Annotated in this window: 11 protein-coding genes and 2 tRNA genes; 7 read left to right on the top strand and 6 right to left on the bottom strand. The window is 26.4% G+C overall.

The annotated features are described in order from the left end of the window. Positions 1 to 17: 17 nt before the first annotated feature. The gene (locus ABGT36_RS09365; RefSeq protein WP_346677693.1) at positions 18 to 1142 is read right to left on the bottom strand and encodes an aldo/keto reductase; all 1125 of its coding nucleotides are present in this window, start codon (positions 1140 to 1142) and stop codon (positions 18 to 20) included. A 127-nt stretch (positions 1143 to 1269) separates the two neighbouring features. Here ABGT36_RS09365 and ABGT36_RS09370 point away from each other — a divergent pair, with 127 nt between their 5' ends. The 3 genes from ABGT36_RS09370 (at position 1270) to ABGT36_RS09380 (ending at position 3739) form a co-directional block, all read left to right on the top strand. Beyond that, positions 1270 to 2037 (top strand): YdcF family protein, encoded by a 768-nt coding sequence (locus ABGT36_RS09370; RefSeq protein ID WP_346677694.1) that lies wholly within the window; start codon positions 1270 to 1272, stop codon positions 2035 to 2037. Positions 2038 to 2104: 67 nt separating this feature from the next. Next, positions 2105 to 2449: a hypothetical protein gene (locus ABGT36_RS09375; protein ID WP_087373796.1), complete on the top strand. Its 345-nt coding sequence runs from the start codon at positions 2105 to 2107 to the stop codon at positions 2447 to 2449. 228 nt (positions 2450 to 2677) lie between these two features. Beyond that, on the top strand, positions 2678 to 3739 hold the full coding sequence (locus ABGT36_RS09380; RefSeq protein WP_346677695.1) for a WYL domain-containing protein: 1062 nt from the start codon (positions 2678 to 2680) through the stop codon (positions 3737 to 3739). A 355-nt stretch (positions 3740 to 4094) separates the two neighbouring features. Here ABGT36_RS09380 and ABGT36_RS09385 read toward each other — a convergent pair. The 3 genes from ABGT36_RS09385 to ABGT36_RS09395 form a co-directional block, all read right to left on the bottom strand. Beyond that, a tRNA-His gene (locus ABGT36_RS09385) sits at positions 4095 to 4170 on the bottom strand. Positions 4171 to 4196: 26 nt separating this feature from the next. Beyond that, positions 4197 to 4272 (bottom strand) — tRNA-His (locus tag ABGT36_RS09390). Between the two features lie 160 nt (positions 4273 to 4432). Further along, positions 4433 to 4774, bottom strand: a complete 342-nt coding sequence (locus tag ABGT36_RS09395; RefSeq protein ID WP_087299285.1) for a phenylpyruvate tautomerase MIF-related protein — start codon at positions 4772 to 4774, stop codon at positions 4433 to 4435. Positions 4775 to 5105: 331 nt separating this feature from the next. Between ABGT36_RS09395 and ABGT36_RS09400 the strand changes: the two genes are divergently transcribed. Then, positions 5106 to 5309: a cold-shock protein gene (locus ABGT36_RS09400; protein WP_087299287.1), complete on the top strand. Its 204-nt coding sequence runs from the start codon at positions 5106 to 5108 to the stop codon at positions 5307 to 5309. A gap of 33 nt (positions 5310 to 5342) precedes the next feature. On the opposite strand, the gene ABGT36_RS09405 is transcribed toward ABGT36_RS09400, so the two are convergent. Beyond that, on the bottom strand, positions 5343 to 6119 hold the full coding sequence (locus ABGT36_RS09405; protein WP_346677696.1) for an HAD family hydrolase: 777 nt from the start codon (positions 6117 to 6119) through the stop codon (positions 5343 to 5345). 141 nt (positions 6120 to 6260) lie between these two features. Between ABGT36_RS09405 and ABGT36_RS09410 the strand changes: the two genes are divergently transcribed. The 3 genes from ABGT36_RS09410 to ABGT36_RS09420 all read left to right on the top strand — a co-directional run bounded on the left by ABGT36_RS09410 (position 6261) and on the right by ABGT36_RS09420 (position 13697). Further along, positions 6261 to 7055: an MBL fold metallo-hydrolase gene (locus tag ABGT36_RS09410; protein ID WP_346677697.1), complete on the top strand. Its 795-nt coding sequence runs from the start codon at positions 6261 to 6263 to the stop codon at positions 7053 to 7055. A 71-nt stretch (positions 7056 to 7126) separates the two neighbouring features. Then, positions 7127 to 10006 (top strand): PD-(D/E)XK nuclease family protein, encoded by a 2880-nt coding sequence (locus ABGT36_RS09415; protein WP_346677698.1) that lies wholly within the window; start codon positions 7127 to 7129, stop codon positions 10004 to 10006. After that, entirely contained in the window at positions 9996 to 13697 is a 3702-nt protein-coding gene (locus ABGT36_RS09420; RefSeq protein ID WP_346677699.1) for a UvrD-helicase domain-containing protein, read from the top strand. The genes ABGT36_RS09415 and ABGT36_RS09420 overlap by 11 nt, the downstream gene beginning before the upstream one ends. A 36-nt stretch (positions 13698 to 13733) precedes the next feature. Here the strand turns inward: ABGT36_RS09420 and ABGT36_RS09425 are convergent, their stop codons facing one another. Beyond that, positions 13734 to 14741 carry a nucleoid-associated protein gene (locus ABGT36_RS09425; RefSeq protein ID WP_300627657.1) on the bottom strand — a complete coding sequence of 336 codons (1008 nt, stop codon included), beginning with the start codon at positions 14739 to 14741 and terminating at the stop codon, positions 13734 to 13736. Positions 14742 to 14746: the final 5 nt, after the last annotated feature.

Below are 14746 nucleotides of genomic sequence, written 5' to 3' on the forward strand. Positions count from 1 at the left end.
CTCCTTTTATATTATTTTTAATTATCAGAATTTAAATATTCAGAAACTTTTTGTAAATCATCACGAATTGAAAGTTGTTGTGGACATAGTTTTTCACACTTACCACACTTACGACAGTTTTCAGCTTTAGCTTCTGGTTTCATGCTTGCTAGTTTATCCTTGAATTGTTCATGGCTATCATAAACAAATGCATTATTCCAGTATTTAAAATTGCTAGGAATATCGACACCAAAAGGACATGGCATACAGTAACTACATCCAGTACATCCGTTTTTCATACGAGCTTTTAAAGTATCGCGAACTTCTTGGATCAACATTAATTCATCTTGATTTAAATATTCAAAATTTTCAAATGTCTTCAAATTATCAAGTACTTGATCGTAAGTTGACATTCCACTTAAAACTACTTTAACATTTGATAAACTAGCTACATAACGTAATGCCCATGATGAAATACTAGCATCAGGATTATAATCTAAGAATTTTTGAGCAATATCTTTTGGTAAGTTAGCCAAAGAACCACCTTTAATCGGTTCCATAACTACAATTGGTACTTGCATTTTTTCAGCTAACTGATACCCTTTCATACCAGCTTGAATATCCATATCCATATAATTTAATTGTAACTGACAAAAATCCCAATTATGATATTCCAAAATTTCTTTAAATACAGGATATTCATCATGAAAACTAAATCCTAAATAACGAATTTTTCCAGCTTCTCTTAATTTTTCACACATCCCAATCAAATCATATTCGATTACTTTTTGCCATTTTTCACTATCTAAAGCATGTAATAAATAGAAATCAACATATTCAACATCTAATCTTTTTAACTGATCTTCAAAAATCTTTAAAGCCTCTTCTTGACTATTAACCTTCCATACCGGTAATTTTGTTGCCAAAAAGAAACTATCACGACGATATTTTTTTAATACTTTACCAACAAAAGGTTCACTATCGCCATTATGATATGGATAAGCAGTATCAATATATGTTACCCCTGAAGCGATTGCTTTATCAATCATTTTTTCGGCTTCTGTTTCATTAATCTTACCATCTTCAGTTAATGGAAAACGCATACATCCAAATCCTAATAATGATGGTTCAATTCCTAATTTTTCAAATCTTTTAACTTTCACTATTATTTCCTCCTACAACATACTTTTATTATACTACTAAGTAATAAATTAGTGCAATTTTAAATATTTTTAAGAAATTTCTTTAAATATTTATGATAGAATGATAAAAAGGAGTTTTTTAAACAATATGATAAAGAATTGTCGAATATTTGATTATTTATTAATTACTTTGAGTATAATTTCAATCATTTATTTTATAATCTTAGTAATTAATTCTAGATTTATAACTGCTTATTTTATTTACCCTATTTTTTCAATAATTACTGGTTTTTATAGTTTTTATGAACTAAAAAATAAAGTTAGTATTTTATCTAATTTACCCAAAGGGATAAATTACAGTATCAAAGCTATTTTAATTTTAGGAATTTCAATATTTGTAGTAATTGAAAGCTTAATTATTTATGAATCTAACAATAAATATAATCATGAATGTGATTATGTAATTGTTCTAGGAGCTAGATTAAATGGTTCATCGCCTTCACCATTACTTCGCTATCGATTAGAAGCAGCTTTACAATATCATCAAAAATTTCCTAACACTAAAATTATTGTTAGTGGCGGTCAAGGCGATGGCGAAAATATAAGCGAAGCCAAAGCAATGAAAGATTATTTAGTAGAAAAAGGTATTGATGAATCACTTATTATTACCGAAGATAAAAGTACTAATACAAATGAAAATATTATTTATAGTAAAAAAATTATTGAAGAAAAAACAAGTAAAGATTATGATGTTGTAATTATTACTAATGGTTTCCACTGTTTTCGAAGTAAACTGCTTGCAAATAAACATAATTTAACAGCCCATACATATGCTGCTAAAGAAAGAGATGATACTGCACCACACTATTATTTAAGAGAGTTTTTCGGCTGTTTAAAAGATATTCTTTTATCTTAAATTTCCAAAATGTTCCCATATTTATATAAAATTTACTTTGATATAATATTTTTACGGAGGAAAATCTATGTTTAGTAAATTATATATTACCATTAGGGCAAAAGATCAATTAGATGATGCCATTATTGACCCTCTTTCTTTTATTTTGATTGACTGGAACGTCGATGGTTCTTTAATTGATTGGGATATTTATCCAGATCGTGCTAAGTTAGAAATCAATATTGAAAATGACAACTATCAACATTACGATATCACATTTCAAGGCATGCAAAATATTATGGAATTATGTTATGAGTATGAATTCGTTATGACAATCATTGATAATGATGATTGTCAGGAAATCTATACGACATATTACAGTACTTATAATTCTAGTAATTTTGAAACTGAGGTTTCTGAATTACTTAGCTAAAAGTATAAAGATTGTTTTCTTTATACTTTTTATTTATGATTAAACTCCTAAAATATGTTCTTCTTCCTATAAAATCACACATAAAATACATTTTTTTACATTTGTTTTCAAAAAATTACAAATTTATTTAAATAATATATTTTTAATAACAAATAATTAATCTTATTTTAAGTTTGCGATTTTACATATTTTGCAAGATAAAGTAAAATAAATCAAGGAGGGAAGAAAATGGGAGAAATTAGCAACGGAACTAGAATTTTATTAATTCAATACCTATTAAAAAGATTAACCGATCAAAATCATGCCCTATCACGAGATGAGTTGATTTCAAGAATCAGTTCTATTAGTGCTTCTGTTTCAGGAAATACAATTAAATCAGATATTGAATCAATTAAAACATTTGATAATCTAATTAATGTTTACAATGATATACTAATTCAACCTTTTGAAAGTAATAGTGGTGGTAAGATAAACTATGTAACGAAACAAAAAAAAGGTTCTTACGTAGAAAAGCCATTTTATAGTGATGCGCAACTTATTTTATTAGCCAACCTATTAAATAAAATATCATATTTAGAAAATCAAGAAGAACCTAAACTAATTGAAAAAGTTTTATCTGATAGTTCGATATACCGTATTAATCATTATCATCTATTAGATAACATAAATAGTACTAATGATAATTCAATTTACAGTAATCTAGAATTAATAATCAATGCCATTAATAGTCATTCATGTCTAGATTTTAAATGCTTAGAGTATAATATCATTAACAATAAACTAACTGATACTGTTAATTCCCAATCAATATTGTTATATCCGACAAATATTGAACTAAAAAATGATTTAGTTTATGTTTCTGGCTATCAATATACAAAGGATGCCGATTTTGAATTAAAATATTATTGTTTAGATAGAATTACTGATTTAAAAATTTGTTACTGTCCAAAAAATATTCAAAATAAAATGGAAGCTTTTAAAACAAATACATGGCAAAAAAGCGATCCATTAAAACTTGATACTAAAAACAAAATCAACCTAAAATTACGTGTATATTTAGGTAATACTGATATTTTTGAAAAATTAGCACTATATTTTAAAAATAATATTAGCCAGATTGAACAATTTCATCAATTTATTGAAGTTTCAATTAATGACGTTAATAATGATAATGATCTACTTACAAATCTATTACAAATAGCTAGTCATGTTGAGGTTTTAAAACCAATTGAACTTAGAGATAAATTGAAAGATGAAATTCAAAGAATGTATACGATTTATCGAATATAAAATCATCGTTGAATAATCGATGATTTTTGGTCCTGTAATTTAAACAGAGTATTTATAAATCTTCGTTTAAATTATAGAGCCATTTTTTATTTATCAATAACTTTACCGTATAAAAAACATAATTACCCTTTTTACATATGGTTTAATTATGTTATTTTCTTACAATAGTATATTTTATAAAATATTGGTTTATAAAATAATAAAACTAGAAACCATAGTAATTTCTAGTTTTTATTTCGCCTTTAAATTATAAATAATAAACTTTATCTATAACATTTAATTTTAAGCGAGTATTAAATTTTATATAGTGTGTTAATCTTACTTCTATTATAAAATCATATATGCCCTATATAAATGGGGCGGACGATGGGGATCGAACCCACGCATGCCAGAGCCACAATCTGGTGTGTTAACCACTTCACCACGTCCGCCATATTAAAATAAAAGTAATAAAAACTGGGGCGGACGATGGGGATCGAACCCACGCATGCCAGAGCCACAATCTGGTGTGTTAACCACTTCACCACGTCCGCCACATTAAAATAGATTTTTCGCTTAACGCAAGAAAGATTATATATAATATTTTACAAAAAGTAAAGAGAAAAATAAAAAATTATAAAAGTTTTTCTCTAATACTATTATAAAAACCAAATATTTAATAAAATCCCACTAAATAAGCGGGATTTTACCATTCTAAATCAATGTACCTTGTTTACCCCAGTTTGGATATTCATCAAAAGATACATAAATATCATCAACATCAATATTTGTCGTTTCTTTGATCATCACAACTAACTTTTCAGTAAATTCTTTTTTAGCATTTAAATCAACTTTATTATATAATTTAACAGCAATCATCATACATGGAATATCTTCGCCACGGAAATACATGATTTGATTATCTTCTAGATGTAACATTAAATTTTCTTCTTTTTTACCTGGCAAAATACTAATCAATTCCCCAGTTCTTTTAGCGATTTCATTTTCTTGACGAAGTGTCAATTTATGATTAGTTGTAAATGAAATAAATGGCATAATAAAAACCTCCTTTGTCTTATACTATATTATTCTACCATTGTTTTATTCTAATGTTAATAAGATAATGGTTGAAGTTATTATTTTATACTACAGTATTAATGTGTATTTTAAATTAACAATATTGTCGAACTAGCAAAAAAGCACTCTATTGCTTTATTTATTTGATTATGGTACAATAAAAGTGCAAAAGTAGCAATATAATTTTCATAGTATCACAAGTATTAGAAGATTGTATTACCTTTATGTACCACCCACAATCCGATATTTGTGATTACGCGAGTTACATAGAGTATTTCCTTTTTGCACATATTTCAAGGAGGTACCAACAATGAGTACAGGAAAAGTTAAATGGTTTAACCAAGAAAAAGGTTATGGATTCATTACTGATGACGAAGACGGAAAAGACGTTTTTGTTCATTACACAGCAATTAATGCTGAAGGATTTAGAACATTAGAAGAAGGACAAATCGTTGAATTTACTATTAATCAATCTGATCGTGGTCCTCAAGCTCAAAACGTAACAGTTAAATAGCATTATAAAAACCCATAACTGGGTTTTTATTTTTTAGTCAATTATTTTATAATGTGCCAATGCTTTATAAATGCCGCCATCATTAATATCACCAGTGATATATTCACAAGCTTTTTTAGCTTCATCAACACCATTTAACATAGCTATTGAATGCCCCACCGCTTTAAACATTGGTATATCATTAAGGCCATCACCAAAGGCATAACTATCTTCTACTGAAATATTTAATATTTTCAATAATTTTGTTATCCCCACCCCTTTATCATAACCAATGACTGTGGCATCAGCTGAATTATGTCCGCTATGAACATTTAATATTATACGATCATCAAAATATTTTGCTATTTGGTTAAAATGTTTTTCATCTTTAAAATGTACATCAAACATATGTGCATTAATATCAGATAATTTAAAATCTTCAATATAATAAGGATGTTTAAAATCATTTTGCATATCCAATAATTTATTAGCTTCAATATTAAAAGCATAACCATTATAACTGCCATTAAAATTATAACCGCATTTTAATTTCATAAAGCCATCCACAAAATATTTCACTTCCTGTAAAGTTAATGGTTCATCTAAAATGATTTGATCTTTATATACGATATATCTTCCATTACCACAAATAAAACCATCTACATATTTTTGATAATGCTCTTTAGCATAAATATAAGGTCGTCCTGAACAAATAAAAATATAATGACCTAATTGTTTCAGCTTATTTAAAGCCGTAATTGTATCAGCAGGGATAATATTTTTATCAGCAAGAGTTCCGTCAATATCAAAGAAAAAAATTTTTTTATTCATTATTATTTTCCTCCTCATTTAATTATACAAATAATTAAATTATTTGTATAATAGTTTATTGTAATAAAGGATATTCTTGCTTTTTTTGATGATTACGATATACTTTTTTATAAATACTAATATTATTTATATGAGGTTATTATGGAAACTTATGACGCAATCAAAATAAATGAACAAAGTTATTATATAAATGATGAAGACCAGAATTCTTGTTATTTAATTATCGGAGAAAATAAGGCTTTATTAATTGATTTAGGCTTATTTAAAAAGCCTTTATTACCTACTATCAAAGCTTTAACAAATAAAGATCTTATTGTTGTTTGTAGCCACGGCCATGTCGACCATATTGGCACAATCAATGAATTTGATAATGTCTACTTATCACATTTAGATAAAGACGTTTACTTTGATAATCAAAAATTACAGCCAGATTTTCCATTGATTGATTTTAATAACATCAAAGATTTAAAACCATATCAAAAATTTGACTTAGGCCAAATAACAATCGAAGCAATCCCATTAGCTGGTCATACTCCTGGATCAATGATTTTTTTAGATACTAAAAATCACGCTGTCTATACTGGTGATGCCATTGGTTCTGGCTGTGGTGTCTGGATGCAATTATTTCATAGTTTAAATTTAAAGATGTACCAAAAAAATCTAAAACAAGCTATTGATTACTTAGAAAAAACTGGTGTCGATCAAACATGGAAATTCTGGGGTGGTCATAACCAGCAAGAATCAATGTCAAAAGTAAGCTCATTTAATCGTCTGGATTTTGATTTAATGAAAGATATGTATCAATTATGTATTAAGTTAATCAATCATGAAATAACCGGTGTATTAAATCAAGCTCCTACTTTTGATAATCATCAGGCATTTTATGCCAGCTATCAAAAAGCAGAAATGATTTTTCAAGAAAACAGTTTAAAGTGAAATTAATAATTTCACTTTTATTATTTTGAAATAATCTATGATAAAATAAAAGCTATATCGGAGGTACTTTTATGAAAACAATAAGTGGTTTAAATTATACTCTAAAAATTAAAGAATTAATAAAAAACACTATCAACGAAGCTCAAAAAAACATTTTTGAAAATTATTATTTCATCGTTGATGATCCTCTTTTCTTTGAAGAAGCATTTTTCAAATATACTGACACTCTTTTTAATATCAGAATCATAACATATAATACTTTAATCAATAATTTATTAAACCATTATCAAATATATAACCAACAAAAACTATCTAAATTAGAAACTATCTTAATGATCAAACAAATAATCGAAACAAACAACTATATTTTTAACACTAATAACAAAATGGAATTAATCCCAGAAATCATCAATATCTTAGAGCTTTTTTATTTAGAAGAATTAGACAATCCTGATATTGAAACTCTACCAGATTTATCTAAACAAAAAATTACAACAATTATTGATATTTATAAACAATTTAAACTTGCAACGCCTAAAGATAAATGTTTTCAATATGAAGATCTTTTATTTAATCACTTTAATGATTCACTTAAAAATAATCATTATTGTTTTATAACTGAAAAAATCTTTACCAAACATCGTTATAAATTAATTAATCAGCTTGCTAGTATTAGTGACGTAACTATTTTAATGAACAACAGTGATGATAATCGTGATTTAAATAAACCATTTATAAATTATTATGATAAAGATAACGATATTATCAAAGATGATGATCTTTATTTAAATCATTTAAATACTTATACATTTTCATTGCAGGCACCAAAATTTAATGATCAAAGTCCATTATATAAAATAGCTCAAACAACACCCAAAGCCGAAATTGAAAGTGTCATTTTAAACATCTATCAAGATATTGTTGATAACCAGACTTACTATCATGATTATGCTATTTATTATCCTAATCATGAATATAAAACGTTACTAATCAACATTTTAGAACAATTTAATATTCCCCATAATCTTAGTAAAAGTCTAATTTTTAAAGAAATGAATGCTTGTCTTTCATTTCTTAAATATAAAATAAATAAGCAAAAAGATGATTTATTAGATCTTCTTGATAGCAGGATGTTAAAGAAATTCAATGATTTAAATTATCTTGATCGTATTAAAAAGAATTATTTAGAAAATAATGTCTTAGATGATCCATTTTCAAATTATGATTTTAATCAATGTGTTACTTTAAATGATTATGTCAAAATAATGCTTGAATTTATTGATCAAGAAATGATTACTAATGAAAATGTCATTACACTAATCAATTATTTTAAGGAATTTCAAAGTACTCAAGAATTTACTCTATCTGATTTTTATATTCTGATTAAAAAAACTAAGCCCGAATTAAAAGAAGATAAAAAGCCATGTAACGATCATCTTTATTTATTAAATTATGATCAATGTTATAGTGGTATTCTTGATTGTAAAAAGGTCTATTTAACTGGAGTTAATGAAACAGTTGTTCCACTTCAATTTAAAGATACCGGTATTTTATTAGACCAGGATCTAAAAAGCTTAAAATTACCAGATTTAAGTTATCAAATCGGTTCTAATCAAAATAATATTTTAAAAGCATTAAACAGCAATAATAACTATTTAGTTATCAGTTTTGCTAATGCTTCAATAGATGGCCAGCCTTTATTAAAATCATCATTATATAATCAGTTAAATAATATGTTTGATATTAAAAATATTGATATTAGTAAAGATTATTTACATCAAAGCTTAAAGAAAAATCTTTATCTAAAAGGTCAGCAAGATTCAAAGCAAACAGCTTTAAATACAATGATTGATAAATATATTCAAAGTCGTAATCAGCCTGGTAGCCTAACAACACCACTATTTTCTAATTACCTTTCTGCTAGTAAATTAGAAACTTATAATGGCTGTCCTTATAAATATTACAATCAATATGGCTTAAAATTATATCCTTTTAAAAAGCCATCTTTTCAAACAAATGAAATTGGTTCAATTGTCCATTATGTACTAGAAAAAACTAAAGAGTTATTTAGTCAGCCGGTCATTGATGTTGACACATTACCAAATATAATTGAAAAATATGTAAATGAATATATCGATAATAATGAACTAAATGATCGTTTGAATGATTACAATAATATTTATATTATTAAAACTGTTAAACAGGATTTATTAAATACTATTATTGTATTAAATCAGCAGTTGCAAGCTTCTGATTTTGAAATTGTTGGCAGTGAAATTGAAATCAAAAGAAAATATCCAGATTTCAACTTTACTGGTATTGTTGATCGCGTTGATCAAAGTGATAATTATTTAAAAATTATCGATTATAAATCAAGTAATAAAGATTTAGATATTTCACTGGCAATCCAAGGCTTTAATATTCAAATGCTGCTATATCTTGATACTTTAGCTTCTAAACAGCAATTAGATTTAGGAGGATTATTGTATTTCAATACTAAAAAAAGAATTCTAGCCAGCAGTTTAAAAATAACTGAAGAAGAATCAAGCGAAAATTTCTTTAAGCAATATCGTATGAATGGTTATGTAAATGAAGAAGTGGTTACAAGAGTCGATAATGAATTTGAGCGTAATTCCAATATTATTAAAGCACGCTATGTAAAAAAAGATGATTGTTATAAAGGGAATATTTTAAGCAGTTTTGCTTTAAAACGATTAATTGATTATGTAACTGGTCATATTGAAAAACTATATGATAGTTTAAGTCATGGTAATATTCAAATTGCTCCTAAAGGCAGCGATGATCCAGCTATTTTCACTAAAGTTAATCCATGTACTTACTGTAATTATCGTGCTATCTGTAATTTCGATGTTTTCTATAACGAATACACTCTTGTTAATAATGAAAATTTAGAATATTTAATAAAGGAAGGTGAAGATAATGCCAATTAACCCATTAAACAGCGGTCAAGAAGAAGCCGTAACTAGTCGGGGCTGTTCAATTCTTGTTTCTGCTCCAGCTGGTTCTGGTAAAACAAAAATTTTAGTTAATCGAATCATGGCATTAATCGAAGAAGATGGCTATAATGTTGATCAGCTTTTAGTTCTTACTTTTACTAATGCTGCTGCATTAGAGATGAAACAGCGTTTACAAGTTTCCCTAGATCAGCGTCTTCAAGAAAATATCAGTGATTCTTTAAAACAACATTTATTAAAACAAAAACAGTTATTACCAAAAGCATATATAACTAATTTCCATGGTTTTTGTAGTACTTTATTAAAACAATATGGTTATCTAATTGACTTAAATAGTAATTTTGACATTACTAGTGATCCAACATTAATCAAACACCAGATTCTAGATCAGTGTATCGCTAAATGGGTTAATGACGACCAGTTTATTGATTTTGTAAACACTTATTTCCCTGATTATTATTTTGGTAAATTTAAAAACGCTATTTTTAAATTTGAAAATTTAAGCAATACAATCTACAATTTTGATCAATATATTGATGATATTAAAACTAATATATATGATCATATAATTAATAACAATGAAGATTCAATTAATACTTGGCCAATTACTAGACCAATCATTTCATTATTAAAAAAACAGGCAATAATGGGAATAAATAAAGTCTATGAACTCGCAAATTTTGCTGATAGTCATAATTTAGGTTTTTACTGCCAAAACCCTTTTGATAGTAATTCAAAAAAAGGAAGTATGCCTACACCATTTGATGCTCACTTAAAATACTATTATGATGTTATTAAAGCAATTGAAAGTAATAATCTTACTGAAATAATTAGAGCAAGCAATGCAAAACTAATTAAAAGCTATGATAGTCGTGGTTTATTTAATGAAGATAACGAAGAATATAAAGCTAAGTATAATAGTTTAAAAACAAATGTTATTAAGTTCTATCGTGATAAATTTAATGATTTAGTTTATGATGATTTTGAAGAATTTAAAAAAGTTTTAACTACTTCTATAAAACCATTAGAACAGCTTGTTTTTTATCAAAAAGAATTTAAAAAAGCTTATCAAGAATATAAACAAACTAATAATTTACTAGATTTTAACGACTTAGAAGCTAACGCTTTAAAAATACTGGAGCCACAATATGGTATTGTTGATTTACTTTATCATCAATTAAAAGAAATTATGATTGATGAATATCAAGATACCAATCAAATCCAGGAAACATTAATTGATAAAATTGCTGATTATAAAGAACCAAAGATCAATCGCTTTATGGTTGGGGATATGAAACAATCTATTTATCGTTTTAGAGAAGCCGACCCTGAAATCTTTAATCAAAAATATTTAACTTTTAATCAAATACCAAATACCAAAAGAATTGATTTAAGATATAATTATCGTTCAAATAAAATTGTTCTTGATAGTGTAAACTATATTTTTAATCAAATAATGGATCAGGATATTGGTGGATTGGATTATTATTTAGACGATAGTGCTAAACTTAACTATGATTTCTTAAGAAAAGAAGGTGCTAAAGAAGTCGATGAACGTGAAGAAGTTACTGCCAAGGCATCAAAGCGTTATGATAATGAAACTCGCTTTACAAGTGAAGTTTTACTATCTTATCAAACCGGAACTACTAATAATGATGCTGAATTAGAAGCTAAAATAGTAGCTAAAAAAATCCAGGATATGATTGGAAATTTACAACTTGATAATTTTGATAAAACAACACGACCTGCTAATTATCGCGATATCGTTGTATTAATGCGTAATACTCGTAGTTTTATTGCTTTTAAAAAGATTTTCAATCGTTATCATATTCCTAGTCATATTGTTTTATCACAAGGCTTTTTACAAGAACCTGAGATAATTAGTATGATTCATGTTTTAAAAGCTTTTAATAATCATCTTGATGATATTGCTTTTACAAGTTTATTAACTGGTAATTATTTAATTAGTAATTTTGATGAAAATTTAATTGCGAAAATTAAAACTGATGAATCACTTAGTATGTATGATAATTTAATCAATTATATTAATGAGCAAAAAGATAATTATGAAATATTGGAAAAATTTATTAATTATTATCATCAAATGCGTGATTATTTTATTTATCATAGTGTTAAAGAAGGAATCGAAAAATTTATTGATGATAGTGAATATTTAACATTTTTAGCCTCATTAATAAACGGTAGTCAAAGAGTAGCTAATATTGAACTATTTATTGAAAAACTAGGAGAAATGAATGATGATTCTTTAAATAGTATTACCACTAAATTTACAAACATGTTGGAAAATGGCATTGGTGTTTCTCCAGCAACCGTTTCTAGTAATGATGATAACGTTGTTTCTTTTATGACAATTCATAAATCAAAAGGTTTAGAATTCCCAATTGTTTTTGTTTCCAATTTACAAAATAAATTTAATTTACAAGATGCAAGAGAGCAGATCATCAGTGATAAACGACTAGGAATTGCAATCAAGCCCCGGGTTAAAGTTGATTTACCACCATATCGTGATGTTGTTGTTGAATATGAAAATAAATATCGTAAAGTCATTGCCAGCTACCAGACCAATGAAGCTATCAATGAAGAAATGCGTATTTTTTATGTTGCTTTAACAAGGGCTTCTCAAAAATTAATTTTAACTGGATTAATTAAAGAACCTCAAGATATCATTAAATATCAAGAATACGTAATAACTAATGGAACAGATTTTATTAAAAATCCACGGTGTCAGGATAAAGTTATTTTGTATCATAACGCTAGAATGCAAAATAGTTATATGGATTGGCTAATGGTTTCATTAATGAGTCATGATAATATCATTGAACAGGGAATCAATAAAAATTTATTAGACTCTAATCATGAAGATGAATTAATCGAACAAATTAAACATAATTTCCAAACTATTATTATTCATCAAAATAAAAATCTGATTCAAGATAATACTAAACATAGTAAATTTTCAATTAAGATTTTTAGTCATGATGATATTGAACAACAGATTATTATCAATAACTCACAAGAATCAAAATTAGATTTAAAAAATTATCAACACTATAACAACTTTGTCTATCCATATCCAACCAACCTTGATAAAGCTATTGCTGTAACTAGAAAAATCGAAGATGGTGACCGTAGTTTCAGTGATATTAGTTATGAGAGTAATGATATTAATGTCGATGCTAGTACGCGAGGAACAATTATTCATAGTTTCTTAGAGCATTTAAAAATAATACCTGAGCTAGATTTTAAACAAGAAGTTATTCGTTTAAAAGAATCTAATCTATTTAATGATGATGAATGGTCCGTTATCGAGCGATATTTACCTCATTTACAAGAATTCGTTGCTAGCGATGTCTTTAGTTTAATGGCAAATAGTCAGCATTTATATCAGGAAAAAGAATTTTCAATGCTTGAAAACGGACAAATAATCCATGGTATTTTTGACGTTGTATGTATCAATGATGATGAAATAACTGTAATTGATTATAAAACCGATAATTTAAATAAAAATACTGATGATAAAACATTAATTGCTTTACATCAGCCTCAATTAGAGTATTACAAAAAAATCTTAGCCCGTATTTTTAAGTCTGCTAAGATCAAAGCCATCGTCTATTATTTACATATTGACCGTTATGTATCATTTTAAAAGAATCAAGGAATAGCAAACGCTATTCCTTATTTTTTACTTAACTACAATATCTTGAATATTTTTTAAAATGATTTTTGTTTTACCATTTTCATCAATTTCTTTTTCAATATCAATACCATCTAAATAATCTTCAACATTTAATTCAATAATTCGATCATCATCTAAAACCAGCTTACAACGTGACATTCGATCTAAAGAAATTGGAACATTAACAATTTCATCATCTTCTTCTATTCCTAAATCTTTCATGATTGTTTCTACTTCTTCACTAGCATTATAATCATCACCCATTACTTTTTTAGCTAATTCTAATGGTTTTACTGGTCGATGTTCCATGACTAAATCCACTAATTCTTTTTTTACAACTGGTAATGGATCTCCATCGATTACATTATATTGACTATCTACTTTTTTAACTACCTTATTAACAATGCTCATTTTTTGTTTATCAGTAAGCTTTGGTTCACCTTTAATATACTGTTCATTTAAATAATATCCCGGTTTACCATCTATCATAAATCTTTTTTCAATGATTGATAAAATACTATCTTCAACATTGATAATAATTGCTTCTTCAACTGCTGTAGTTTTATTTGGTAAAATCTGCTGATTAACAAAGCGTATACTTTGTTTTCCATCAACTTCTTCAATTAAACTCATTGGCATTGTTTTATAGTTTAATTTAATTATTAAAATATATTTTTTACCATCAACTTTCAATTCAACAAACATTAAATTAGCATTAGGCATTTCTTCAATCTTAGTACAAAGATTAAAAAGATCTTGAGTAATCTTAATAGATTCTTCTTTGAATGTTTCATCACTTTCTAACATATTTCTAGCTGCTTGTAGTAAATGATGCTGACTACCAACTACTAATTCTTTAATACCAGTATTTTCTAAACATTTTTCAATTTTTTTATCATAATATTCAGTTGTTCCTTCTACTAAATTGATAAAAGTATCCGAATAAATTACTTTACTATGTTCTAAATCTAACATATGAATCAATATTTTATCAATTATAATTGTATTATTCATCTTTT

Source organism: Erysipelatoclostridium sp. An173, from assembly GCF_963931465.1.
GTDB classification, from domain to species: Bacteria; Bacillota_I; Bacilli_A; order Erysipelotrichales; family Coprobacillaceae; genus Thomasclavelia; species Thomasclavelia merdavium.